Source organism: Pseudomonas sp. TE3786 (assembly GCF_054057335.1).
On record NZ_JBSRZF010000020.1, the window covers coordinates 47,936 to 71,735 of the forward strand.

General features: G+C 62.5%; 21 protein-coding genes and 3 tRNA genes. 4 read left to right on the forward strand and 20 right to left on the reverse strand.

Translation table 11 applies throughout. The features are described from left to right. Window positions 1-21 precede the first annotated feature (21 nt). The 5 genes from ACVW0Y_RS19595 to ACVW0Y_RS19615 all read right to left on the reverse strand — a co-directional run bounded on the left by ACVW0Y_RS19595 (window position 22) and on the right by ACVW0Y_RS19615 (window position 6,371). Window positions 22-1,131: a cyclic nucleotide-binding domain-containing protein gene (locus ACVW0Y_RS19595; protein ID WP_457440652.1), complete on the reverse strand. Its 1,110-nt coding sequence runs from the start codon at window positions 1,129-1,131 to the stop codon at window positions 22-24. Then, a complete protein-coding gene (locus ACVW0Y_RS19600) occupies window positions 1,124-2,104 on the reverse strand; it encodes a 1-aminocyclopropane-1-carboxylate deaminase/D-cysteine desulfhydrase (RefSeq protein WP_457440654.1) in 981 nt (326 codons plus the stop codon). The genes ACVW0Y_RS19595 and ACVW0Y_RS19600 overlap by 8 nt, the downstream gene beginning before the upstream one ends. 3 nt (window positions 2,105-2,107) lie before the next feature. Then, a complete protein-coding gene (locus ACVW0Y_RS19605; protein ID WP_457440656.1) occupies window positions 2,108-3,475 on the reverse strand; it encodes a chromosome partitioning protein ParA in 1,368 nt (455 codons plus the stop codon). Between the two features lie 251 nt (window positions 3,476-3,726). Next, window positions 3,727-4,161 carry a nuclear transport factor 2 family protein gene (locus ACVW0Y_RS19610; protein ID WP_457440658.1) on the reverse strand — a complete coding sequence of 145 codons (435 nt, stop codon included), beginning with the start codon at window positions 4,159-4,161 and terminating at the stop codon, window positions 3,727-3,729. A 173-nt stretch (window positions 4,162-4,334) separates the two neighbouring features. Further along, window positions 4,335-6,371, reverse strand: a complete 2,037-nt coding sequence (locus ACVW0Y_RS19615) for an oxidoreductase (protein WP_457440659.1) — start codon at window positions 6,369-6,371, stop codon at window positions 4,335-4,337. Window positions 6,372-6,586: 215 nt separating this feature from the next. Here ACVW0Y_RS19615 and ACVW0Y_RS19620 point away from each other — a divergent pair, with 215 nt between their 5' ends. Together ACVW0Y_RS19620 and ACVW0Y_RS19625 are read left to right on the forward strand one after the other, a co-directional pair. Continuing rightward, on the forward strand, window positions 6,587-7,720 hold the full coding sequence (locus ACVW0Y_RS19620; RefSeq protein ID WP_457440661.1) for a carbon-nitrogen hydrolase family protein: 1,134 nt from the start codon (window positions 6,587-6,589) through the stop codon (window positions 7,718-7,720). Between the two features lie 3 nt (window positions 7,721-7,723). Beyond that, a complete protein-coding gene (locus ACVW0Y_RS19625; protein WP_457440663.1) occupies window positions 7,724-8,761 on the forward strand; it encodes an AraC family transcriptional regulator in 1,038 nt (345 codons plus the stop codon). A 309-nt stretch (window positions 8,762-9,070) separates the two neighbouring features. On the opposite strand, the gene ACVW0Y_RS19630 is transcribed toward ACVW0Y_RS19625, so the two are convergent. The 12 genes from ACVW0Y_RS19630 to gspE form a co-directional block, all read right to left on the reverse strand. Next, window positions 9,071-9,147 (reverse strand) — tRNA-Asp (locus ACVW0Y_RS19630). Window positions 9,148-9,255: 108 nt separating this feature from the next. Further along, window positions 9,256-9,332, reverse strand: a tRNA-Asp gene (locus ACVW0Y_RS19635). 31 nt (window positions 9,333-9,363) lie between these two features. Beyond that, window positions 9,364-9,439, reverse strand: a tRNA-Val gene (locus ACVW0Y_RS19640). 221 nt (window positions 9,440-9,660) lie between these two features. Continuing rightward, complete coding sequence (locus ACVW0Y_RS19645; RefSeq protein WP_457440665.1) at window positions 9,661-10,182, reverse strand: type II secretion system protein M; 522 nt, start codon at window positions 10,180-10,182, stop codon at window positions 9,661-9,663. Beyond that, window positions 10,179-11,324, reverse strand: a complete 1,146-nt coding sequence (gspL, locus tag ACVW0Y_RS19650) for a type II secretion system protein GspL (RefSeq protein WP_457440667.1) — start codon at window positions 11,322-11,324, stop codon at window positions 10,179-10,181. Before gspL ends, ACVW0Y_RS19645 begins: the two co-directional genes overlap by 4 nt. Further along, window positions 11,321-12,295: a type II secretion system minor pseudopilin GspK gene (gene gspK, locus ACVW0Y_RS19655; protein WP_457440669.1), complete on the reverse strand. Its 975-nt coding sequence runs from the start codon at window positions 12,293-12,295 to the stop codon at window positions 11,321-11,323. Before gspK ends, gspL begins: the two co-directional genes overlap by 4 nt. Further along, a complete protein-coding gene (gene gspJ / locus ACVW0Y_RS19660) occupies window positions 12,292-12,972 on the reverse strand; it encodes a type II secretion system minor pseudopilin GspJ (protein WP_457440671.1) in 681 nt (226 codons plus the stop codon). Before gspJ ends, gspK begins: the two co-directional genes overlap by 4 nt. After that, window positions 12,969-13,373 (reverse strand): type II secretion system minor pseudopilin GspI, encoded by a 405-nt coding sequence (gspI, locus tag ACVW0Y_RS19665; protein ID WP_457440673.1) that lies wholly within the window; start codon window positions 13,371-13,373, stop codon window positions 12,969-12,971. Before gspI ends, gspJ begins: the two co-directional genes overlap by 4 nt. Further along, window positions 13,370-13,912 carry a type II secretion system minor pseudopilin GspH gene (gene gspH, locus ACVW0Y_RS19670; RefSeq protein ID WP_457440674.1) on the reverse strand — a complete coding sequence of 181 codons (543 nt, stop codon included), beginning with the start codon at window positions 13,910-13,912 and terminating at the stop codon, window positions 13,370-13,372. Before gspH ends, gspI begins: the two co-directional genes overlap by 4 nt. Window positions 13,913-13,917: 5 nt before the next feature. Continuing rightward, on the reverse strand, window positions 13,918-14,349 hold the full coding sequence (gene gspG / locus ACVW0Y_RS19675) for a type II secretion system major pseudopilin GspG (protein WP_457440676.1): 432 nt from the start codon (window positions 14,347-14,349) through the stop codon (window positions 13,918-13,920). Between the two features lie 5 nt (window positions 14,350-14,354). After that, window positions 14,355-15,572: a GspF family T2SS innner membrane protein variant XcpS gene (gene xcpS, locus ACVW0Y_RS19680; protein ID WP_457440678.1), complete on the reverse strand. Its 1,218-nt coding sequence runs from the start codon at window positions 15,570-15,572 to the stop codon at window positions 14,355-14,357. 46 nt (window positions 15,573-15,618) lie between these two features. Further along, window positions 15,619-17,187, reverse strand: coding sequence for a type II secretion system ATPase GspE (gene gspE, locus ACVW0Y_RS19685; RefSeq protein ID WP_457440680.1), 1,569 nt, complete (start codon window positions 17,185-17,187; stop codon window positions 15,619-15,621). 287 nt (window positions 17,188-17,474) lie between these two features. Here gspE and ACVW0Y_RS19690 point away from each other — a divergent pair, with 287 nt between their 5' ends. Next, complete coding sequence (locus ACVW0Y_RS19690; protein WP_457440740.1) at window positions 17,475-18,161, forward strand: type II secretion system protein N; 687 nt, start codon at window positions 17,475-17,477, stop codon at window positions 18,159-18,161. 4 nt (window positions 18,162-18,165) lie between these two features. After that, on the forward strand, window positions 18,166-20,124 hold the full coding sequence (gene gspD, locus ACVW0Y_RS19695) for a type II secretion system secretin GspD (RefSeq protein ID WP_457440682.1): 1,959 nt from the start codon (window positions 18,166-18,168) through the stop codon (window positions 20,122-20,124). A gap of 73 nt (window positions 20,125-20,197) precedes the next feature. On the opposite strand, the gene ACVW0Y_RS19700 is transcribed toward gspD, so the two are convergent. From ACVW0Y_RS19700 to purF, 3 genes are all read right to left on the reverse strand, one after another. Continuing rightward, on the reverse strand, window positions 20,198-20,974 hold the full coding sequence (locus ACVW0Y_RS19700) for an SDR family oxidoreductase (protein ID WP_457440684.1): 777 nt from the start codon (window positions 20,972-20,974) through the stop codon (window positions 20,198-20,200). A 13-nt stretch (window positions 20,975-20,987) separates the two neighbouring features. Further along, window positions 20,988-22,199, reverse strand: a complete 1,212-nt coding sequence (locus ACVW0Y_RS19705) for an O-succinylhomoserine sulfhydrylase (protein ID WP_457440685.1) — start codon at window positions 22,197-22,199, stop codon at window positions 20,988-20,990. 68 nt (window positions 22,200-22,267) lie between these two features. Continuing rightward, complete coding sequence (gene purF, locus ACVW0Y_RS19710) at window positions 22,268-23,773, reverse strand: amidophosphoribosyltransferase (protein WP_457440687.1); 1,506 nt, start codon at window positions 23,771-23,773, stop codon at window positions 22,268-22,270. Window positions 23,774-23,800: the final 27 nt, after the last annotated feature.

The following is a 23,800-nucleotide window of genomic DNA, read 5'->3' on the forward strand; positions in this document are numbered from 1 at the left end:
GTGTCCGGCGCAGATCCGGGGCTATCGACTGCGCTCGGTCCTGCCACCCGACCGCGCCAAATACCCCGAGCCACTCTCACACAACAACCCATCGCGCATCACCGCCGGCAACGCGTTCAGCCCATCGCGCAAGGCGTAGGCGTTGTAGCCCAGTTGGGACAGAAGAAACACCGCACTGGTGCTGCGATTGCCGCTGTCGCAGTAGCACAGGTAGGTGCGGGTTTTATCCAGCAGACGGGCCTTCAGCCGCAGCAGTTGCAGCGGCATGTTCAGCGACTCAAGGGCGTGGGCCCGTTCGTATTCTTCCTGCAAACGCACATCCAGCCATTGCGCGCCACTGGACAGCAACCGCGCCGCTTCGCCAAAGGACACCTCGTCAACAATCGGCGCTTTGAGCAGGGCGAAAAAATCCTGGCGGTCGAGGCGCAGCACCACGCCATCTTCGAGCATGGTCACGGTGGCGTTGCGCGGCTGATCGGCGAGCAATGCTTCCTCGCCAAAACAGGCACCGACGTCCAGCTCGGCCAGCACCTGGCGATCACTGCCGGCGCTGCGAATCACTTCGGCGCGGCCGCTATTGAGGAAGAAGCAGCTGTCCCCCGCCTCACCTTCGCTGAGCACCGTGCTGCCGGCTTTCAACTCCAGGCGCTGCAAGCGGTCGAGCATGGCGCGCACGTTGGGCGACGGCACCTTGGCGAACAGCGGGTTTTCCAGCAGACGCTCCAGCCATTCCACATCGCCGCCGCGCTGACCCAACTCCAGCAACAGATCCTGATAGGCCAGGCGCCAGGTGAGCAAACGGGTCAGGGTGGCGCTGTCGAGAATCAGCAGGCTGATATCGGTAACGGCACGGGCTTCGTGCAGACGCGGCAGGCTGGGTGACAGCGGATGACAGCTGGCTTCGCTGCCGGCCTGCAACCGCGTTTGTTGGCCATCGGCAGTGGTCAGCAACAGCTCGCCGGCCAACAGGTAATAGGTCAGACGGGCCTGATCGCCGGGGCGAAACAGTAACTGGCCGGCCAGCATCGGCTGCGGCACCAGCTGGCTGCGCAGCTCACGCCATTGTTGTTCGGACAACACATTGAGCGGCGTCAGACTGCGCAGTTGCTCAAGGTTAAGGGGGTCACTCATGGAAATGGTCAGACTCCAACGGCTTGCCCGGCATCCCGCCAGGTTGCGCAATGTTCAGATGAGTGGCCCGTCGCCCCTGCAAGCCGCCCGTATGAACGAACAGCAGGCGCGTGCCGCGAGCCACGTTACCGGCCACCACGTGTAGGCGCAACGCCATTAATGCCTTACCGGTATAAATCGCTTCCAGGGGCAGCTTGCCATCAACTTCGGCCTGATCGACAAACGCCGTAAGCGCTGTATCGACCTTAGCAAAACCGCCACGGCTCGCCTCCAGCAAGCGATACCCCTGATCGGTTTGTCCGGCCTGCTGCAGGATGGCGCGGACGTTTTCCTCCACCCCATGCCCTGGTGGTACGGCGGATGCGCCATACACCGGGCGGCACCCGGCCTCGGCCAGCACCAGGCCGGCCAGGGTGGTGCCGGTACCGACGGCCAGCCACCAGGCGTCGAAATCCTCCCAGCCGATGCTGGCCAATTGCGCCTCAGCCATCTCACGTAGCGCCATGCAACCTATAGCGCCGGGCACGCCACCACCACCTTCGGGCACTGGATAGAAGTCGGCGTAACGCGCCAACCAAGGCTGCCAGAAATCCGCCTGGTGGCGCTGGCGATAGCCGCCAAAGCCCAGCCAGTGCAGGTGCATACCCCAGGCTTGCAAGTCGCGAATGGTCGGGGTGTCTTGCGGCTCACCGCGCAGCAGGCCGACGGTGGCGAAGCCGAAGCGCTGGCCGGCGGCGGCCAGCGCATGCAGGTGATTGGAGTGGCTGCCGCCCAGGCTGATCACGCCCTTGGCACCTGCGCCTTCAGCCGCCTGCAGATGATGGCGCAGCTTGAACCACTTGTTGCCGCTGATCAGCGGATCGATCTGGTCCAGACGCAGCACCGCCGCCTCGACACCGACTTCCGCCAACCATGGCAATGCCAGGCGCTGTAAAGGCGCCTGGGGTGCCCAGGACGGCAGAGTTAGGGGCAAGGCTTAGCTGACGGTCCGCAAACGGGCACCGGTTTTGTGCCGCGCGCAGCAGTTGGAATCGCCAATAACAAAACGGCTGGGGGTGTCGATGCGATCCAGGGGAATGCCGCAACGGTCACCGTTGGGCAGGCTTGCATCGCAGCTGGGTTTTTCGTAGTGGGCCAGCCACTGACGGTACTGCGGCTCGGCAACAAAACACTTGGCCGCCGCGTAGGCCATGGGGTTGTCCTGGTAACGGGCAATATCCTGCAGCGGGATGGTCAGGTGCCCGGCACCCGGGTGGTAAACCACAAACACCACACCAAGTTTCGACAGACGCTCGAGAATCTGTTCGCCGCCCTGGCTGGCAAAGGCGTTGCGCTCCTGCTTGAGGCGCTCCATTTCCTGCTCAAGCTGGGTATCCAGCTCATTGCGATAGGCCAGCTCCACATCGCGGATGGCAATCTGTTCTTTGTACTCGACCACGGCCGAGGCAATACGCGCCTGCAATTCGCTGTCGAATTGCGCACGCAGGATGTCGGTTTCGGTACGCCCGTGGCGCTCAATGGCGCGCAGCTGCTCGGTCATTTCCTCGCGGTTTTTCTGGAAGGTGTCGGCCTGGGCAGCAAGCTGGCCCTTGAGGCTGACATTCAGTTCCTCCTGCTGGCGCAAGGCCTGGTGCAGGGTCTGGATCTGCGCGAGCATTTTCTGCGTGTCTTCGGCGCTGGCCAGCTTGAGCTTGGCCAACTCCTCTTCGTATTGCTGGGTCTGGCTGCTGATCCGCAGGCGTTGCTGTTTGATCAGCTGGGCGGTTTTCAGCCGGTGCTCCTGCTCGATCTTTTCCGCCAATTGTTCGGCCGCTTCCTTGGCCGGATCCGGCGCATGCCATTGATCTTCCGGTGCCATCTGCAGACGCTCAGGAGCCACGCTCTGTCCGGCATCGTCTTCGACCAGCAGGCCCAATTGGTTGCGTTTGACTGTCTCACGCAGCAGCACCAGATCGTTCTGACCGGGTACCAGGCTTGGATCCCAGAGGTGCATCTGGTGCCAGGACACCGGGCATTGGCTGCGGCAGGCCAGGCGGATGGGGCCAGCCCCCAGATCGGGGCCACGCCCGGAGCGTTCGGCCAGATGGCGCAGGGGAATATTCCAGCCGCTGTCCGGCGAGCCACGCTCATCGAACTCCAGGTAGAAGAACACCGCCGCGCGCACCAGCAGGCGGGGGTTGATCAGCACGTAGGCCACGCGCATTTGCTGATCCCTGAACTCCGGCATATTCACCACGCCGTCGAGCAGGGCCTCGAACTCGGGAAACAGCATCTCCTTGCAGATACCGCGTTCACTAAAGAACACCACGGCTTCAACCATTTGCGGCTTGATCTGCATGCTCATCAACGGACCCCTAAGCCAAACCACGGCGAGCTATCGCACTTACGAATACGCTCGAATTTTTCTGCGCGCACAGCCAGAAAGTAGGCGTATTCCTACATTTGGCTCAAGTCTAGGGTAAAACGGACCGGCGGCAATGTGACTGGGTTGGCAGTCACCCGCGCCCAACGCCCGAGAACCGGGCGCTGGGATAAAAGTGTGACGGAATTGGTACAACGGTCAGCTTTTGTTTTTCAGCGGGGAACTTTTTTAATTCACGCCGGCGCTTTGGCCAAAAACGGTGCCAGGCGCTTGCCCATCTCATCGCCCAGGGCCTGCAGGCCGCTCATGGGGCGAATCATCACTTCGAAATCGACGATCTTGCCCTCGCTATTGAACTGCACCATGTCGATGCCTTTGAGCTGACGGTCGCCCACGGTAGCACTGAACTCCAGCACCACACTCTGGCCATCGGCACTGACCAACTGGCGGTGGTATTCGAAGTTTTCGAACACCTGGATCACCGTATTCAGAATCACATTGACCATCTGCGCGCCCGCATAGGGCTTGAAGGCCATGGGCGAACGGAACACCGCGTTGGGGTCGAGCAGGTCGGGCAAGGCCTTGAGGCTTTTGCTGGCGATCATCGAATGCCACTGCTCAAGGGTGGCGGTGACGGCGGGGTTGGAACTGGTGGCGGAAGTGGTCATAGCAACTCCTTTGTTGTTGTTTTTGCCTTTATAAAACTGACAACTCGGTCGAGAGCTTCTGGGCTAAGGCCAGGCAAGGCGCCCCGGAGCTTTTAAGCGCAGCGTACTGCAGTACGTGAGCATTAAAAGCGGGGACGCAACGCCGCCTGGCCGACGATCAGGAGCTCGGTTAGTTACAGCGAAGCAGCCAGGCGCGAACCCTGGTTAATGGCGCGCTTGGCATCCAGTTCGGCGGCCACGTCCGCACCACCAATCAAATGCACCACCTGCCCTGCCGCTTCCAGCCCTTCCTGCAATTCACGCAATGGGTCCTGGCCGGCGCAGACAATGATGGTGTCCACCGGCAGCACCTGCGGTTCGCCTTCAGCAACGCGGATATGCAGGCCAGCGTCGTCAACCTTGAGGTACTCGACGCTGTTGAGCATCTGCACATTCTTGTTCTTCAGACCGGTGCGGTGGATCCAGCCGGTGGTTTTACCCAGGCCGTCGCCGACTTTGGTTTTCTTGCGCTGCAGCAGAAACACCTGGCGCGCCGGGGCGTGCACTTCGGCCTTGATCCCGGCGATACCACCACGGGCTTCCAGCGCCTTGTCGATGCCCCACTCTTTCCAGAACGCATCGCGGTCCTGGCTGGTGGCGTCACCCTGGTGAACGATGAACTCGGAGACGTCGAAACCGATACCGCCGGCACCGATCACAGCAACGCTCTGGCCAACCGGTTTGCGCTGCAGAATGGCATCCAGATAGCTGATCACTTTCGGGTTGTCGATGCCCGGAATGGCTGGGGTACGCGGGGCGATACCGGTGGCCAGAATGATTTCGTCAAAGCCGCCCTTGGCCAGGTCATCGACGCTGACGCGGGTGTTCAGGCGCAGATCAACGCCAGTGGTTTGCAGCTTGCGGCCGAAGTAACGGATGGTTTCGTAGAACTCTTCCTTGCCCGGCACACGCTTGGCCACGTTGAACTGGCCGCCGATTTCGCTGGCCGAGTCGAACAGGGTCACGCTGTGGCCGCGCTCGGCGGCTACGGTGGCGGCGGACAGACCGGCAGGGCCGGCACCGACCACGGCAATTTTCTTCACGGCGGCGGTCGGAATGTAGTTCAGCTCGGTTTCGTGGCAGGCACGCGGGTTGACCAGGCAGCTGGTGAGCTTGCCGCCGAAGGTGTGGTCCAGGCAGGCCTGGTTGCAGCCGATGCAGGTGTTGATTTCGTCGCTGCGACCTTCAGCGGCCTTGTTGACGAACTCCGGGTCGGCGAGGAATGGACGAGCCATCGAGACCATGTCGGCATCGCCGTCGGCCAGCACTTGCTCAGCCACTTCCGGGGTATTGATACGGTTGGTGGTGATCAGCGGAATGCTCACTTCGCCGCGCAGTTTGGCGGTGACCTTGGTGAACGCCGCGCGCGGCACCTTGGTGGCGATGGTGGGAATACGCGCTTCGTGCCAGCCGATACCGGTGTTGATGATGGTGGCGCCGGCCTTTTCGATGGCTTTGGCCAGGGTGACGATTTCGTCCCAGGTGCTGCCGCCTTCCACCAGATCGAGCATCGACAGGCGATAGATGATGATGAAGTTCGGGCCTACCGCTTCCCGCACGCGGCGGACGATTTCCACCGGCAGGCGCATGCGGTTTTCGTAGCTGCCACCCCAGCGGTCGGTGCGCTGGTTGGTGTGGGCGGCGAGGAACTGGTTAATGAAGTAACCCTCGGAGCCCATGATTTCCACGCCGTCGTACTCGGCAACTTGTGCCAGCGAGGAGCAGGTGACGAAGTCGGATATCTGCTTTTCGATGCCCTCTTCGTCCAGCTCGTGGGGCTTGAACGGGTTGATCGGTGCCTGGATGGCGCTTGGCGCTACCGATTTCGGGCTGTAGGCATAACGACCGGCATGGAGGATCTGCATGCAGATCTTGCCGCCCGCCTCGTGCACGGCACGGGTGACGATGCGGTGGTTTTCCGCTTCTTCCTGGGTGCTCAGCTTGGCCGCGCCGGCGTACACGCCACCTTCCACGTTCGGGCCGATGCCGCCGGTGACCATCAGGCCGACGCCGCCCAGGGCGCGCTCGGCGAAGTAGGCGGCCATGCGTTCGAAGCCGCCCGGTTTCTCTTCCAGCCCGGTGTGCATGGAACCCATCAGGGTGCGGTTGCGCAGGGTGGTGAAACCCAGATCCAGGGGGGCCAACAGGTGCGGGAATTGAGCGGCGGTCATAGATAGCTCCACATCGAACGGTTAATGCACGGAATGCCGCGGCCTCTTGTTATGCAGCAACAGGGCAGCGGTCAGTTATGCAGCGAACGATAAAGAGCGCGGCGACGCCCCTCAATGATCCAAAGTGACAAGTTATTGATCCAAATGTGCAGCGCAACTTGGCAATCGCCCTGCGGCCCCCTACCCTTAGGCCTTCACTTTGCACAACCAAGACCATGCGCCGACTACTCAGCAACACCCTCGCCGCCACCCTGATCGTTCTGCTTGGCGCTTATGCGCTATGGACCGACTTGCCGTCCGATGCCCATTACCTCTCCGACCTGCGCAGCCAGGTGGCCCTCAACCAGGGCCAGCCCGGCGACCACGGCAACCTGCTCGGCATCCAGCCGGAAATGTTTTCCGGCGACTACCACAGCGTCGAACTGCTGCGCCTGAAGCTTGCGGCCTACCTGCACAAGGCCCGCGACGCCGGTCTGCTGAATGGCAAAACCGTCGCTGTGCTGCCGGAACATATCGGCACCTGGCTGGTGGTCAGCGGCGAAAAGGCCGAGGTCTATCAGGCACAAACCATCGACAGCGCCATGGCCTGGCTGGCTGCCAGCAACCCATTGAAACTGGGCCGCGCGCTACTCTCCGCCAAAGGTGAAGACCGCCTGCAAGACGCCCTGCTGCGCATGAAAGGCGAAGCCATGGCCCGCGACTACCAGGCGGTGTTCGGTGGCCTGGCCAAAGACTTCGGCATCACCCTGGTGGCCGGCTCCATCGTGCTGCCCGAGCCACGGGTGGAGAACGGCCAGTTAGTGGTCGGCGATGGCCCGCTGTACAACGTCAGCCTGGTGTTCGGCAGCGATGGCGCGCCGCTGGGTCAACCGCAGCGCAAGGTCTATCCGATCCGCGACGAGCAGACCTTTACCGCCGCCGCTCCGGCCAGCGATCTGCAAGTCATCGACACCCCGGCCGGCCGCTTGGGCGTGCTGATCTGCGCCGACAGCTGGTATCCCGCCGGTTACACCGAACTCAGCAAACAAGGCGTGCAACTGCTGGCCGTGCCGGCCTTTCTTACCGGCAATGGCAATTGGTCGAAACCCTGGGGCGGTTACAACGGCGCGCCGACGCCCAGCGATGTCGCCCTGCAGCCCGGCGAAGTGAGCGAGGGACAGGCCTGGCAACGCCTGGCCATGGCCAGCCGCCTGCAAAGCAGCGGTGCCCAGGCCGGGCTGACGGTATTTATGCGCGGCCAGCTGTGGAACCTGGGGAGCGACGGGCAAAGCCTGCTGGCCACCGAGCAGCAGGTCAGCCTGGTCAATGAAGGCGGCCACGGTGGTCGTCTGCTGAATATCTGGCTGTAACCGATGAAACCGGTGCGGGTACGCCTGGGGGATCTGTCGGTGGGCTTTGTCCATGGCCTGGCCGATGCCGTGCGCCACTACCACCAGGAGCCCAGCGCCCTGCTGGAGCAATACGGCCTGGATCAGGCGCGCCTGGCTGAGCCGCGGGCACGTCTGTCGATTCCGCGCTATATGCGCCTGGGGCATGCTGCCATCCAGCTCACCGGCGAGCCGGGGCTGGGCCTGACCATGGGCGTACACACACGCCTCAGCCAGGTTGGTCTGGCCGGCGTCACCGCCGCCCAGGCACCCACCGTACGCGAAGCGGCGCGCGCGCTGATCCGCTTCGAGCCGCTGTACGCCTACAACTACCGCGGCCAATCGAGCTTCCACGAAGACGCCCGCGGTGCCTGGCTGCGCTTCTACTCGATCAGCCCCTATAACGCCTACAACCGTTTTGTGGTGGATTCGGTGCTGGCCGGTTGGGCCGCGCAACTGGGTGCCTTGGCCGGCCAGCCGGTGAGCGTGGAAAAAGTCGAAATCGAATTCCCGGCCACCAGTTATGCCGAGCACTACAGCACGCTGTTTGGCTGCCCGGTGGAGTTCGCCAGCGGCACCAATCAATTGCGCCTGAACCAGGCCAGCCTGGCCCTGCGCAATCCCGAGCACTGCCCGAGTACCTGGCGTCACCTGCTGGAAATCTGCGAGCGTGAGCTGGAGCAACTGACCCGCACCCGCAGCCTGCGCGAGCGTACCAGCCAGCTGCTGGGCCCACTGCTGAATGGCCGCGAGCCCGATCTGGAAGAAGTCGCCGCCCGCCTGCAACTGCCGACCTGGACCCTGCGGCGCAAACTGGCCGAAGAAGGCACCCAATACCGCGCCATCCTCAACGACACCCGTCGAGATCTGGCCATGGCCTATATCCGCGATACCGAACTGGCCTTTGGCGAGATTGCGTACTTATTGGGATTTGCCTCGGCGGAGGCGTTTCAGCGGGCGTTCAAGCGCTGGAGTGGGCAGACGCCCGGGGAATTCAGAAGGGCCCAGCGTAAAGCCGGGTAAAGGACATCTAACGTCTTACGCACTCATCTGTGGGAGGGACCGAGCGCCCTATCGGGCTGGAATGCAGTTACAGCTCGGTAGCGTCTTCCGCGAGCTCCGCCGGCTCATCCTGCTCTGCTGCGCGGTACTCGAGAAGTTCTTCCTGGTAGTCGTCCATTGTCTGTGCTCGCTCATGTGCTTGTCATTCAGGTCTGCGGCCAAGCCTAAAACCCGCAGATGACCAACAGATGAACGAAACCTAGCGAGCAGACTTTAAAAATTGCAGGCAATAAAAAACCCCTGGATCTTGCGATCCAAGGGTTTCGTATATGGCGCAGCGGACGGGACTCGAACCCGCGACCCCCGGCGTGACAGGCCGGTATTCTAACCGACTGAACTACCGCTGCGTGTCGGTGGACTTGCGTCCGGTACTGCATAAAACGTTCTAGCGTCTGACCTTCAAGCCCTGGTTGGCTTTCCGGTCTCAGGCCCGACAAAGTCGTACCTGGCAATAATGGCGCAGCGGACGGGACTCGAACCCGCGACCCCCGGCGTGACAGGCCGGTATTCTAACCGACTGAACTACCGCTGCGCGTCGGTGGACTTTCGTCCGGTTTCACAAGTGGTGGGTGATGACGGGATCGAACCGCCGACCCTCTGCTTGTAAGGCAGATGCTCTCCCAGCTGAGCTAATCACCCCTTGCTTGCGAGGCGCGAAATTTACGCGGGGGACACACCTAAGTCAACACCCCATATAGAAATTTTCTGAAATTAACGGTTTTTTCTTTTTGCCCGTTTAGCCACATTGGCATGCGATCCCTGCGGGAGGGGCTTTAGCCGCGAGCTTTTAAAATCAAAAACTCGCGGCTGAAGCCCCCTCCCACAAAACGCGCCGCCCGGCATCGGTGCCGGCAAACAGCCTACTGCGCCACCCGCAAGGTCAGGCGCGACGTCACCAGCCCTTCTTCATTGCGATCCAGGCCCGCCTCGTCAATCCGCACGCCCTGCCCTTCGAGTTCCTGGAACCAGCGCAGCAGCAGGTTGAATGCCACGGGCTGGAGGTTCACCTGCAGGCTGCCATCGCCCTGGTTGTCGATACGCTCGATGGTCAGTTGGGCAGCAGAAGCGCTGGTGGTGACCAGCCCTTGCAGTTGTTCCGGAGCCACACTGCTGCTGGGTTTTTCCACCAGCGCCCGGGCCTGGGGTGCCTTGGCCTGCAGATAGCCACTCAACTCCAGCTGTTGCGCCAAGGCTTCGCGGGCGTTGTGCAGGCGGTGCTGGGCCGGTTGCCAAAGGCTGATGTACAGCAGCGCCACGAGGATGCAGATCAGCATCAAGGCCAAGGCCAGACGCTCCCGGGGCACCAGGGTCTGCCAGCGGCGTTGCAGCGGCGAACGCTGCCAACGCTCGAGCAATTGTTCTTTAAGCACACTGCTGTTCATCCTTGACCTCCTACTACGAGACGCGCACTGACGCCGTTACCTTCACGGCTGGCCGAGCCCAGTTGCACCGGCAAACCTGCATCCGCCAAGCGCTGGCGCAGGCGTTCGAGGGCGGCGAAATCCGGTGCTTGCAGTTGCAGCGCCAGATCGCCGCGGATATCGCTGAAATCCAGTTGTTGCACCCGCACCAGACCACCATCGGCTTGCACGGCGGTGCTCGCCAGCTCCATCAGCGACAGCAGACGACTCTTGCCGCCCGCCGCGCCCTGGCCGAGGTGCTCGTCGAGCTGATGGCGCAAGTTGATCAACTTACTGTCCTGGGGAAACAACTCCCGATACAGGGCGGTGTTGGCCGCGGCAATGGCATCGCTTTTATGTTGCAGCTGCCAGGCCTGGGCCAGATTGAAACCCCATTGCAGCACCAGCCACAGCCCGACCAGGCCCAGCACCGGGCGCCAGCGCTTGAGGCCTTGGCTTTCTTCGCGGATCGCCAAGTCGCCCTGGGCCAGGTTGCAGCCGCCGGTCTGGCTGGCCAGCCACAGGTAAGGGTGTTCTTCGCGCTGGGCGGTCTCGATGCCTTCGGGTAGCGCCTGGCTTGGCGGGGCGATGGCGTGCACCGGCAACGGACACTGTGCGACTAGCGCCGGCCAGTCTTCCTGGGCCAGCGCCAGACGGGTCGCCACCTGGCCGCCAAGCAACCAGCGCTCCCCCACCCAGCACAGCTGGGTGCCCTGCTCCGGCAGCAGATCGGCATCGATCTGAATGCTCGCCGGCGGCGTGGCTGGGCACAGCGCCAGCCAGCCCTGCAGCCAGCTCTGGCGGGTGGCGTAGATACGGTGGCGACCATCGGCCAAAGGCGTGCCCAGCGCCAGGTGAAACAGCTCCACCTCTTCAGCCAGCAGCTCCTCGACCGCAAAAGGCAACGCCTGCCGCAACCAGCGCGCCTTTTGCGTGGGCAATTGCACGGCGCAGGCGGTGATCGCCTCCACCGGCACGACCAGCCGCCAGGGCCCATCCAGCTCCGCCAACGCCTCGGCCAGCAGCGGTTGATCGTGCACGCCAGCGCGCACCCGGTTGACCACCAGGCTGTCATCGACGGCCACCGCAGCGGCCGCCGGCAGAAAAATCGTTATCAGGCTCATGGTGCCTGCTCCTTGTTTACCGTGCCTTGCACCAATCCATCCTGTCCGAGGTCGCGTGCCAATACCCGCACACGGCCCTGCTCATCGCGCTGAACGGTGCTGACCACCACTTGGCGGCGCTCGCCCATACGCACCTCACTGATCACTTGAAAATACTGGGTACCCACGGTCAGCCCCTGGCCATCGATGCCCTGCCCGGCCAGAGCCGGCTGGCCGGTGAAGGCCTCCACCGTGGCAAAGCCCTGGTTGCCGCGGGCGAGAATCACGCCCTCGGCCAGATCCGGGCTCAGGCCATCGGCAAGACTGGACAGCACCATGGCCCCAGCGGTGTTGACGTTAAGCCCGACATCCGCAGGCAACGCGCTGACATAGGGCAGCAGGCGGCGGTAGTCGGCCTCGGTCATGCCCAACAATAACCGTAGCTCGGAGATGTCCTGCAGACGGCGATTGGCGGTGCGGTACGCCGGCTTGCTCAACAGGTACTGATTGTCTTCGGCGCCCTCGCCGCCCGTGGGTTCCTGATCGCTGTCCAGCCAGTCGACCAGGCGCTCGGCATACGGCGCAACTATGCCCAGGCGCAACAGCAGGCGGCGAAAGCGCGCCACGGCGAGTTCGTTGACCTGCTGCTTGTTGACCAGGCTGTTGAGATTGAATCGGCCGCTGGGGTCCTGGATACGCACATTGAGCACGCCGCCCTCGTCCAAGCTGAAGGGTTGCAACGGCTTGGCCCAGGGCTCGCCAAGATGGTCAACGGTCTGCCGCGGATCACCGCGGCGGGAATCCTGTTTGAGGATGGCCTTGGCCAGGGTTTCCCCACCCAGGGCGTAGTGCCAGGCCTGGCGCACGTCCAGCAGGTTGGCGCTGCTGCGAATGGCCACCTGCTGGCGGGCGATCATGCCGGCGCAGACCACCGTTACCACCGCTACCACCAGCAGCACGGTGATCAACGCCACCCCTTGCTGGCGCTTCATTGTTGCCCCTGCCCGGCAGCGGACTCATCGCCCTGCCCTGATTGGCCGGCGGCGGCCTTGCTGTCTTTGGGGATATCCGGCAAACGCAGCACGCGGCGCAACTGGCCGTATCGGCGATGTTCGAGCACCAGCTCCACGGCTCGCGGCAACTGTTCCAGGCGTTCGCTGGTGTTGCCATCAGTTGGCGGCCAGCTCGGCTGCCATTGGCCCTGACGATCCATATAGCGCAGGGTGAAGGACGTCACCCCGTCGAGTACCGCCTGTACCTGCGGCTGACTGTCCTGGGCCTGGTCGAGCACGCTCCAGTAGCGGCGTTGCCATTGTTCGCCGCTGAGTTCCCAGCGCACCCGCTGCAAGCGCGAACGCGCAGCACCCATGGGGTTGCGCCAGCCACTGCGGGTGAACTCCAGAGCGGTAGCATCGCCGTCCTGGCCCAGCAGCGCAGCGCGCTCTTCGCCAAAGGGGTCGCGGGTCGGGCGCGGCACCACCTGCAACATATCGCGCTCGAACGCAGCCATGGCCCGCACCAGTTCCCGCAGTTGCTGTTCATGCTCACGGGTAGCGCCATCGGCCTGCATCACACTGCTGAGCATGCGGTAGGTGGCCAGCGCCAACAGGGCGAAGATGGCCACGGCAATCAGCAATTCCAGCAAGGTAAAGCCACGCTGGTGCCTCATTGTTCGACCCCGACCGGCTCGGTGCTGACAAAGCCCACCAGATTTGCCACGGCGCGGTCCTTGAGCTCGCCGCCACGGCCGCGCTCGTCACGAACGGCCACCCAAAGGGTGATGCGGCGCATGGTCGGCTCGCTGGTGTTTTCCACCGTGCTCTGCCATTGCCATTGACGGTTGGCAAAGTCCACCTGGCCCTGCTGATCGCCGGTAGCAGGCACGCTGGGGGCCAGTTGCATCTCGCTCAATTGATTATCGGCTACCCACATGGCCAGGGTTTTGTCTTCCAGCCGCGCGGCGGTCTGCAGGCTGCGGGCGCTGACGCCCAGCACGCTGGCGGCAACCAGGGCAAAAATTGCCAGGGCCACCAGCACTTCCAGCAAGGTAAAAGCACGGGCGTGTTTCATTTCACCGCCTTCTTGCTGTCGGCCGCTTCCACCTTGGGCAGGCGAAAACCATCACTGGCCATCTCCAGGCGCACACCCTGGGGACGACGTTCAGCCATCTGCAGACGAAACGGGCTGAGTTCACCACTGGACAGGATCAACAGTTGCGGGCTGCGCTCGGCACCTTTCTGCCCCTCGTCGTCGCCGTTCGGACTCGGCAGCTTCAACGCCGAACCTTCCAGTTCCAGGGTCAGCACGGCCCACACCGGCAGCGCATGGGGCGTTTTATCCACGGCCTGCCACTTGCTGGTGACCGAGTCATAACGCAACACCTGATAGGACGAAGCATCGAACCACAGACCGTACTCACGGTTATCCAGCACCGCCTCGTCCGCCAATACGCCAATCAGGCCGGTCAGACGCTCGGCCTCGTTGCGCAGCTCCCGCGAGGGACCGGCGATGCCGGTGCTGAGCACTGCCAGACCAATCAAGGTGCCAAGGATCACCAGCACCACCATGATTTCGATCAGGGTGAAGCCGGTCTGGGCCCGTGCCCGCATTGCGATCACTGATCCCAGTTACCGATATCGGCATCGTTGTCGCTGCCGCCTTCCTTGCCATCGGCACCGAACGAGTACAGATCGAACGGGCCTTTGCTGCCTGGGGCCAGGTACTGGTAAGGGTTGCCCCACGGGTCGATCGGCAGGCGCTTGAGGTAGCCATCGGCGTTCCAGTTTTTCGCTGGCGGGTTGCCGGTGGGTTTCTTCACCAGGGCTTCGAGGCCCTGTTGGGTATTGGGGTAGACATGGTTGTCGAGCTTGTACATGTCCAGGGCGGCGCTGATGCCTTTTACATCACCCTTGGCCACGGTGATCTTGGCCTGGTCCGGACGGCTCATGACCTGGGGCACGATCAGCGCGGCCAGAATGCCGAGGATCACCACCACCACCATGATTTCGATCAGGGTGAAGCCCTGCTGTCGACGTCGCTTGTTCATTGCAATCACCCCACTAATTGGTTCAAAGACAGAATTGGAAGAAGAATCGCCAGCACGATGAGCAACACCACAACGCCCATGAATACCAGCATGAACGGCTCGAACAAGCCGACCATCAAGGCGATCTGCGCGGCCAGGTCGCCCTCCTGATTGCGTGCGGTGCGGGCCAGCATCTGGTCCAGTTCGCCGGAGCGCTCGCCGCTGGCAATCATGTGCAGCATCATCGGTGGAAACTGGCCGCTGGCCTCCAGGGCACGGGTCAGGCTGCCGCCCTCGCGCACCTTCTGCGCCGCCAGCACCACGTCGGCACGAATCACCCGATTGGAAATTACCTGGGCACCAATGCTCAGCGCCTCCACCAGCGGCACGCCACTACGGGTGAGGATCGCCAGGGTCGAAGCAAACCGCGCGCAATCGGTGGCGCGCACCAGACGACCAACCAGGGGCAGGCGCAACTGAAAGGCATGCCAGCGCCGTTTCACCTTGTCGTCACGCAAGGCCCAGCGGGCGGTAAAGCCGGTCGCCACGGCCAGCAGGACAAACAGCCAGCCCCAGCTTTTCACCGCATCACTCAGGGCGATCAGGCCGCGCGTGAGAGCCGGCAGGGTCTGCCCGGAATCGATAAACACCCGTACCACATCCGGTACCACATAGCCGAGCAGAAAGCCGACGATGATCAGCGAGGTGATCATCAACACCAGCGGATACAGCAGGGCCAGCTGCACCTTTTGCCGCGACTGTTGGCGCTGCTCGGTGTAATCGGCCAGTTGTTCCAACACAGGGCCCAGGTGCCCGGCATGCTCGCCCGCCGCCACCGTGGCGCGGTACAGCTCGGGAAAGGCCGCAGGAAATTCCTTGAGTGCCGCCGCCAGGCTATGGCCTTCAAGCACCCGAGCGCGCACCGCCAGCAACATGGCTTGCACCCGGGGTGCCGAGGCCTGGGCAGCGGCGGCGCGCAGGGCTTCTTCGATGGGCAAGGCCGCCTGAATCAGGGTTGCCAATTGCCGGGTAAGCATCGCCAGATCGCGCGCCGAAAGACCGCGAACAAAGGTGAAGTGACCGTCATTGCTGGCTTGCTCACGGGTACGGGTGGCGTTGACCTGCAGCGGTGCCAGCTGTTTATCGCGCAGCATCTGCCGTACCTGACGGGCGCTGTCGGCCTCCATCACGCCCTTTTGTTGGCGCCCCGCTTGATCCAGGGCCAGGTATTCGTACGCTGCCATCAGAGTGTGCCCAACGAATTGAATGCCGGGGCCGTATCAATCGCCATCAACGCCTGTCGCCCCTACGTTGCTGTTGAGTTGGCGCTGCGGAAGATAGTTCGCGCCGCTGGGCACCCGCAGTCGGCGCTTCGTCCTCACGGGTAACGCGCAGCACCTCTTCCAGGCTGGTGACCCCTTCGAGCACCTTGCGCCGGCCATCGTCGCGAATGCTCGGGCTATTGCCACGCGCGTGACGGGTCATTTCCTGCTCGCCGGCACCGCTGTGCACCAGGGTGCGCATATGGTCGTCGAACACCACCAATTCATAGATACCGGTACGGCCTCGATAGCCCTGCTGCTTGCATTCCGGGCAGCCGCGGGCGTGATGGATCACCGGTGTCTCGCCACTGCGTACGCCAAGCACCTGAGCCTCAGCTTCAGTGACCGGCAGTCCTTCCTTGCAATGCGGGCACAGCACCCGGACCAGGCGCTGGGCCAATACACCAAGCAGGGATGAGGACAGCAGAAAGGGTTCCACGCCCATGTCCACCAGGCGGGTGACGGCACCAATCGCGCTGTTGGTGTGCAGGGTGGAGAGCACCAGGTGCCCGGTCAACGAGGCCTGTACGGCAATCTGCGCGGTTTCCGCGTCGCGGATTTCGCCGACCATCACCACGTCCGGGTCCTGCCGCAGAATGGCGCGCAGACCGCGGGCAAAGGTCATGTCGACCTTGGTATTGACCTGGGTCTGGCCGATGCCTTCCAGGTGGTATTCGATCGGGTCTTCGACAGTGAGGATATTGCGCGTGCGGTCATTCAGGCTGACCAGGCTGGCATACAGGGTGGTGGTTTTGCCCGAGCCGGTGGGGCCCGTGACCAGGATGATGCCGTGGGGTTTGCGTACGCTGGCTTCCATCAGCTGGCAATCGCGGCTGGACATGCCCAGGTGCTGCAGACTCAGACGCCCGGCCTGCTTGTCGAGCAGCCGCAGCACCACCCGCTCACCGTTGGCCGAGGGCAAGGTGGAGACCCGCACATCCACCTCACGCCCACCTACCCGTAGAGAAATACGACCATCCTGCGGCACCCGTTTTTCCGCGATATCCAGGCGCGCCATGACCTTGATCCGCGACACCAGCAAGGCCGCCAGCTCGCGTTTTGGCTCCAGCACTTCGCGCAGCACACCGTCGACGCGAAAGCGCACCACCAGGCGTTTTTCAAAGGTTTCGAGGTGAATATCCGAGGCGTTTTCCTTGATCGACTCGCCGAGGATGGCGTTGATCAGACGGATGATCGGCGCGTCGTCTTCCTGCTCCATAAGGTCTTCGGTTTCCGGCACCTGATCGGCCAGCGCGGCCAGATCGAGGCGGCCACCGATGTCTTCAGCCAGTTGCATGGAAGCCGAGTCATGCTGGTAGGCCGAGGCCATTGCCTGGTCGAAGGCGGCAGGAGCCAGAGCGCGCAATGGCAGGCGGCGTCCCACAAAGCGCTGGGCTTCGGCCAGAGCCACCATATCCACCGCCGGGCGAAAGCCCAGGCAAACCTGCCCCTGATCGATCATCAGCACCACGCCATTGCGCTTGGCATAACTGAAAGGCAAACGGCGTGGCAGGGTTTCCACCGGAGACACGTTCATCTGTAACTCGACCTCGGCATCGTCATATTCAGTTCATGTTCAAGATTAAGGATGACGATTGCTCGCCATGCCGCTGTTTTTTTGTTGTTTTGTGTTGTGCGACTCGTAGATTTCGCAGCGGGCGCTATCTTTACCACACTGCCGAAAAAACACACGCCTCCCCAAAATAAACAGAATAGGACTACGAGGCGAAGTGGATGCTAAAAAACCCGGGCCTGCTCTATGATCGGCCGCCACCAAATGCAGCATCTAAAATCATCCGACAGTAGCGAGTAATTTCTTTGTCCGTGCCCGAAACCCTCCGCAGGCTGCTGCAAAGTGCCCCGACACTGCTGGGCGTATTGTTGATCCTGCTGATCAGCCTGAGTTTCGCCACACAAACCATCGATTGGTTACAGCTCAACCGAAGCCACGCCAATGTCCCCGCCAGTGACAACAACGAACTGAGCAGCACGCCGACACTGGACAGCATGCAAACCCTGTTCGGTGCCGCCCGCGTCAACCAGGACACCGCCCCACCCGCCACCAACCTGCGCCTGACCCTGCGCGGCAGCTTCGTGCACAGCGATGCACGCAGTTCCAGCGCGATTATCCAGCGCGAAAGCAGCAAGCCCCTGCGGTTTGCCGTGGGCAGTGAAATCGACAAGGGCATCCGCCTGCATGCGGTGTACCGCGACCGGGTGGAAATCGAGCGCAACGGCCGCCTGGAAACCCTCACGTTCAGCAAACGCAAGGGCGGTCCCGGCGGCAACCAGCCAATCAATGAAGGTGCGGTGGACGAGTTGTCCGCCCTCCAGCAACAGGATGAACAGCAGTTGCGTGACCGCATGGAAGCGTTGCGCCAACAGATGGAAAGCGCTGGCGGCCAGCCTGAAACCGCACCGGTGCCTGAGCCGGAATACCAAGGCGAACCAGCGGCTGCGCCGCAATCAAATGAACCCCTTCCCACTGAACCGTCTACGGAAAGCGATTAAGCCGATGCCCTCGACCCTTTCACGCCTGACCCTCGCCCTGCTCGCCTGCGGCCTGCTCAGCATCAGCGTTAGCGCCAACGCAGCGATCTCCCCCGCGCCAGCCAGCGCCAGCCAGGATCAGCAACAGGACCAGGAGCGTTGGACGATCAACCTCAAGGACGCCGAGATCGGCGAGTTCATCGACCAGATCGCCGATATCACCGGTGAGACCTTCGTCGTCGATCCGCGCGTGAAGGGCCAGGTCAATGTGATTTCCAAGACACCGCTGACCCTCAGCGAAATTTACCAATTGTTCCTCTCGGTGATGGCCACCCACGGGTTCAGCGTGATCACCCAGGGTGACCAGGCGCGCATCGTGCCCAACGCCGAAGCCAAGGCCGATGCCGGGGAAGGCCGGGCAGCACCGGATCGTCTGGAAACCCGGATGATTCAGGTCCAGCACGGCAATGTCGCCGAACTGATTCCGCTGATCCGCCCGCTGATTCCGCAATATGGCCACCTGGCGGCAGTGACCTCGGCCAATGCCCTGATCATCAGCGATCGCAGCGCCAACATTGCCCGCATCGAAGACCTGATCCATCAACTGGACCAGAAGAGTGACCACGATTACAGCGTGCTCAACCTGCAATACGCCTGGGTTACCGACGCCGCCGAGGCGATCAACGCCAGCGTCAACCGCGGCCAGGCCAAAGGCACCTCCGGTGGCACCCAGGTCATCGCCGACACCCGCACCAATCGCCTGATCATTCTCGGCCCGCCTGCCGCTCGCGCACGCTTGATCGGCCTGGCCAAATCCCTCGACACCCCGAGCACCCGTTCGGCCAATACCCGAGTGATTCGCCTGCGCCATAACGACGCGAAAACCCTGGCCAAGGTGCTTGGGGAAATCTCCGAAGGCATCAAGAACCCCAGCACTGGCGCAGCCGAAGGCGGCGGCAAACCGCAGAACATCATGATTCGCGCTGACGAGAGCCTGAACGCCTTGGTATTGCTGGCCGAGCCGGACACCGTGGCGATGCTCGAAGACATCGTGCACCAGCTGGATGTACCGCGGGCGCAGGTAATGGTGGAAGCTGCCATCGTCGAAATTTCTGGCGATATCACAGACGCTCTGGGCGTGCAGTGGGCGGTGGATGCCCGCGGTGACAGCGGCGGTCTGGGCGGGGTGAACTTCGGCAATACCGGGCTTTCGGTAGGCTCGGTACTGCAAGCGATTCAGGATGAAAAAGTGCCGGAAAGCCTCCCTGACGGCGCCATCATCGGCATCGGCAGCAAGAACTTCGGAGCCTTGATCACCGCCCTGTCGGCCAATAGCAAAAGCAACCTGCTCTCCACCCCCAGCCTGCTGACTCTGGACAACCAGAAAGCGGAAATTCTGGTGGGCCAGAACGTACCGTTTCAGACCGGCTCCTACACCACCAACGGCAATGGTTCAGACAACCCCTTCACCACCATCGAACGCAAGGATATCGGCGTCACCCTCAAGGTCACGCCGCATATCAACGATGGCGCGTCACTGCGCCTGGAGATCGAACAGGAGATTTCCTCGATTGCCCCCAGCGCGACCATTTCCGCCCAGGCAGTGGATTTGATCACCAACAAGCGCTCGATCAAAAGCACCATTCTTGCCGAGGACGGCCAGGTGATCGTGTTGGGTGGGCTGATTCAGGACGACGTCACCATGACCGACTCCAAGGTGCCGTTGCTGGGTGATATTCCCTGGCTGGGCCGCCTGTTCCGCTCCACCAAGGAAGGCCACACCAAACGCAACCTGATGGTATTCCTGCGGCCGACCGTGGTTCGTGACGGGGCTGGGTTGGCAGCCTTGTCCGGGAAGAAGTACAGCGATATTCGCGTACTGGGCGATGCCAGTGACAGTGCACGACCGAGCATTCTGCCGGCCAAACCGGGGCAGTTGTTTGATGGTCAGGGTAATTCGGCGATCGATTTACGGCCGCGATAAACGCACCCGGCGTAGGGCTAATATCCGCCACGCCTCCAGCGAGTCGGCGGATATCGCCAAGGCGATATTCGCCCTACGCGTAAATCATCTTCCTGGTCATGCCGCCGTCCACGACAAACTCCTGGCCGGTGACAAAACCGGCACTGGCCGACAGCAGCCAGGCCACCTGCGCGGCCACATCCTCGACCAAACCCACCCGGCCAGCCGGGTGTTGGTCGTGATCGGCATCACTCAGCGGCGCCGCACGGCGTTCGGAAGGATCACGGGCGTCGATCCAGCCCGGGCTTACAGCGTTGACGCGAATATCCGGCCCCAGGCTGACCGCCAGTGCATGGGTCAGTGACAGCAAGCCGCCTTTGCTCGCCGAATAGGCTTCGGTATCGGCTTGCGCCTGGTGGGCGCGAGTCGAGGTGATATTGATGATGGTGCCGTAATGGGCACGCAGGTACGGCGCGCAATGCTTGGCCAACAGCAAGGGACCGCTGAGATTGACCGCCAGCACCCGGTTCCAGTGCGCCAGGTCGAGGCTGTCCAGCGGTGGATTGTGCGGATCGGCAAGCGCGGCATTGTTGATCAGCGCGTCCAACCGGCCGAACTGTCCCAATACCTGGGCCACGCCCTCCACCACCTGACTTTCCTGGCTGACATCCATGGCCACAAACCAGGCGTTTTCGCCGAGGGCCTTGGCCACTTTGCCGCCGCGATCACGCTCGGTATCGGCCAGTACCACCTGCCACCCCTCGGCGATCAACCAGGCGGCAATGCCCAGGCCGATACCCCGCGCGGCGCCGGTGACCAGGGCCACCTTGCCGTTGTTGGCCAACGGCCGGTCCACCTGCAGATCAATCATCAGGGCCGCTCAATCACAGCGCCGCGAGGCCACGCGCCAGGTCGGCCTGAATGTCCTGCACTTCTTCCAGACCTACCGCGACACGGATCAGGCTGTCACGAATGCCAGCCGAAGCGCGCTCTTGCGGGGTCAGACGCCCGTGGGACGTGGTGCTTGGGTGGGTGATGGTGGATTTGCTGTCACCCAGGTTGGCGGTGATGGAAAGCAAGCGGGTGGCGTCGATAAAGCGCCAGGCACCCTCCTTGCCGCCCTTCACTTCAAAGCTCACCACCGCGCCGAAGGCACGCTGCTGACGCTTGGCCAGTTCATGCTGCGGATGGCTGGGCAAACCGGCGTAGTGCACCTTTTCGATGCCCGGCTGCTGTTCCAGCCACTCGGCGAGAATCTGCGCGCTGGCACAGTGCGCCTGCATACGAATACGCAGGGTTTCCAAGCCTTTGAGGAACACCCAGGCGTTGAACGGGCTCATGGTCGGGCCGACGGTGCGAACGAAACCGACGATTTCGTTCATCAGTTTCGAGCTGCCTGCCACCACGCCACCCAGGCAACGACCCTGGCCATCGATAAACTTGGTCGCCGAATGCACCACGATATCCGCGCCCAGGGCCAGCGGCTTTTGCAGCACCGGGGTGCAGAAGCAGTTGTCCACCACCAGTTTGGCACCATGGGCATGGGCCACTTCGGCCAGCGCCGGGATATCCACCAGCTCGGCCAGCGGATTGGATGGCGATTCGACAAAAAACATCTTGGTGTTCGGCTTGCAGGCCGCGCCCCAGCCGGCGACGTTGGCCAGCTCGACATAGTCGACCTGCACACCAAAACGCTTCAGGTATTTTTCGAACAGGCTGATGGTCGAACCGAACACGCTGCGCGACACCAGCACATGATCGCCGGCGCTGCAGAAGGCCATGACCACGCCCATGATCGCCGACATACCGGAAGCCGTGGCCACCGCCTGCTCGGCACCTTCCAGGGCGGCCAGGCGCTCTTCGAAGGTACGCACGGTGGGGTTGGTGTAACGCGAATAGACGTTGCCCGGCACTTCACCGGCAAAACGCGCAGCAGCGTCGGCCGCCGTGCGGAACACATAGCTGGAGGTAAAGAACATCGCCTCGCCATGCTCGCCTTCAGGGGTACGGTGGTGCCCGGCGCGTACCGCCAGGGTGTCGAAACCTACGCCTTCGAGGTCACTGTCCAGCCGCCCGGCATCCCATTCCTGCGTCATGCCCTTTCTCCATCAAAATTCAGTAGCACTGCAAACGTGCAGCCCGCCGAAGCGGGCTGCCGTCATCATCAGTTGTTGTACAGGTCGATGATCGCGCTGACCACATTGGTCTTGTGTTTCGACGAGTCGTTACGCGCCTGCTCGATCCTGTTCAGGTAGGCCTCGTTGACGTCACCGGTGACGTACTTGCCGTCGAACACCGCGCAGTCGAACTGATCGATCTTGACCTTGCCGCCGCCGACCGCGTCGATCAGGTCGCTGAGGTCCTGATACACCAGCCAGTCAGCGCCGATCAGCTCGGCCACTTCCTCGGTGGTGCGGTTATGGGCGATCAGTTCGTGGGCGCTGGGCATGTCGATGCCGTACACGTTCGGGTAGCGCACGGCCGGGGCCGCCGAGCAGAAGTACACGTTCTTGGCGCCAGCTTCGCGAGCCATCTGGATGATCTGCTTGCAGGTGGTGCCGCGCACGATGGAGTCATCCACCAGCATTACGTTCTTGCCGCGGAACTCCAGCTCGATGGCGTTGAGCTTCTGCCGTACCGATTTTTTCCGCGCAGCCTGGCCGGGCATGATGAAGGTGCGGCCGATATAGCGGTTCTTGACGAAACCTTCGCGGAATTTCACCCCCAGGTGGTTGGCCAGTTCCAGAGCCGAGGTGCGGCTGGTATCCGGAATCGGGATAACTACATCGATATCGTGATCCGGACGCTCGCGCAGAATCTTGTCGGCCAGCTTCTCACCCATGCGCAGGCGCGCCTTGTACACCGAGATACCGTCCATGATCGAATCCGGGCGCGCCAGGTAGACGTGCTCGAAGATGCAGGGCGAGTACTGCGGGTTGGTGGCGCACTGACGGGTGGAAATCTTGCCTTCTTCGGTGATGTACACCGCTTCGCCCGGAGCCAGGTCGCGGATCAGGGTGAAGCCGAGAACGTCGAGGGAGACGCTTTCCGACGCGATCATATATTCCACGCCTTCGTCGGTGTGACGCTGGCCGAAGACGATCGGGCGGATGCCGTTGGGGTCGCGGAAACCGACGATACCGTAGCCGGTGACCATGGCCACCACCGCATAACCACCGGTGCAACGCTTGTGCACGTCGGTGACGGCGGCAAACACGTCGTCCTCGGTGGGCTGCAGCTTGCCGCGTACCGCCAGCTCATGGGCGAACACGTTAAGCAGCACTTCGGAGTCGGAGCTGGTGTTGACGTGGCGCAGGTCGGACTCGTAGATCTCTTTGGCCAACTGTTCAACGTTGGTCAGGTTGCCGTTGTGCGCCAGGGTGATGCCGTACGGCGAGTTGACGTAGAACGGCTGCGCCTCGGCCGAGGTGGAGCTGCCTGCGGTCGGGTAACGCACATGGCCGATGCCCATGTGGCCGACCAGGCGCTGCATATGGCGCTGGTGGAACACATCGCGCACCAGACCATTGTCTTTGCGCAGATACAACCGGCCGTCATGGCTGGTCACGATACCGGCAGCGTCCTGGCCGCGATGCTGGAGTACGGTAAGCGCGTCATACAGCGCCTGATTGACGTTCGACTTACCGACGATGCCGACGATGCCACACATGCGACCAACCCCTTTCTAGTGGAAACT

Bases quoted from the DNA above. Each gene is read 5' to 3' on its own strand.
- ACVW0Y_RS19595 (WP_457440652.1), bottom strand. From the start codon at position 1,131: ATGAGTGACCCCCTTAACCTTGAGCAACTGCGCAGTCTGACGCCGCTC.
- ACVW0Y_RS19605 (WP_457440656.1), bottom strand. From the start codon at position 3,475: ATGAGCATGCAGATCAAGCCGCAAATGGTTGAAGCCGTGGTGTTCTTT.
- ACVW0Y_RS19610 (WP_457440658.1), bottom strand. From the start codon at position 4,161: ATGACCACTTCCGCCACCAGTTCCAACCCCGCCGTCACCGCCACCCTT.
- ACVW0Y_RS19615 (WP_457440659.1), bottom strand. From the start codon at position 6,371: ATGACCGCCGCTCAATTCCCGCACCTGTTGGCCCCCCTGGATCTGGGT.
- ACVW0Y_RS19620 (WP_457440661.1), top strand. From the start codon at position 6,587: ATGCGCCGACTACTCAGCAACACCCTCGCCGCCACCCTGATCGTTCTG.
- ACVW0Y_RS19625 (WP_457440663.1), top strand. From the start codon at position 7,724: ATGAAACCGGTGCGGGTACGCCTGGGGGATCTGTCGGTGGGCTTTGTC.
- ACVW0Y_RS19645 (WP_457440665.1), bottom strand. From the start codon at position 10,182: ATGAACAGCAGTGTGCTTAAAGAACAATTGCTCGAGCGTTGGCAGCGT.
- gspL (WP_457440667.1), bottom strand. From the start codon at position 11,324: ATGAGCCTGATAACGATTTTTCTGCCGGCGGCCGCTGCGGTGGCCGTC.
- gspK (WP_457440669.1), bottom strand. From the start codon at position 12,295: ATGAAGCGCCAGCAAGGGGTGGCGTTGATCACCGTGCTGCTGGTGGTA.
- gspJ (WP_457440671.1), bottom strand. From the start codon at position 12,972: ATGAGGCACCAGCGTGGCTTTACCTTGCTGGAATTGCTGATTGCCGTG.
- gspI (WP_457440673.1), bottom strand. From the start codon at position 13,373: ATGAAACACGCCCGTGCTTTTACCTTGCTGGAAGTGCTGGTGGCCCTG.
- gspH (WP_457440674.1), bottom strand. From the start codon at position 13,912: ATGCGGGCACGGGCCCAGACCGGCTTCACCCTGATCGAAATCATGGTG.
- gspG (WP_457440676.1), bottom strand. From the start codon at position 14,349: ATGAACAAGCGACGTCGACAGCAGGGCTTCACCCTGATCGAAATCATG.
- xcpS (WP_457440678.1), bottom strand. From the start codon at position 15,572: ATGGCAGCGTACGAATACCTGGCCCTGGATCAAGCGGGGCGCCAACAA.
- gspE (WP_457440680.1), bottom strand. From the start codon at position 17,187: ATGAACGTGTCTCCGGTGGAAACCCTGCCACGCCGTTTGCCTTTCAGT.
- gspD (WP_457440682.1), top strand. From the start codon at position 18,166: ATGCCCTCGACCCTTTCACGCCTGACCCTCGCCCTGCTCGCCTGCGGC.
- ACVW0Y_RS19700 (WP_457440684.1), bottom strand. From the start codon at position 20,974: ATGATTGATCTGCAGGTGGACCGGCCGTTGGCCAACAACGGCAAGGTG.
- ACVW0Y_RS19705 (WP_457440685.1), bottom strand. From the start codon at position 22,199: ATGACGCAGGAATGGGATGCCGGGCGGCTGGACAGTGACCTCGAAGGC.
- purF (WP_457440687.1), bottom strand. From the start codon at position 23,773: ATGTGTGGCATCGTCGGCATCGTCGGTAAGTCGAACGTCAATCAGGCG.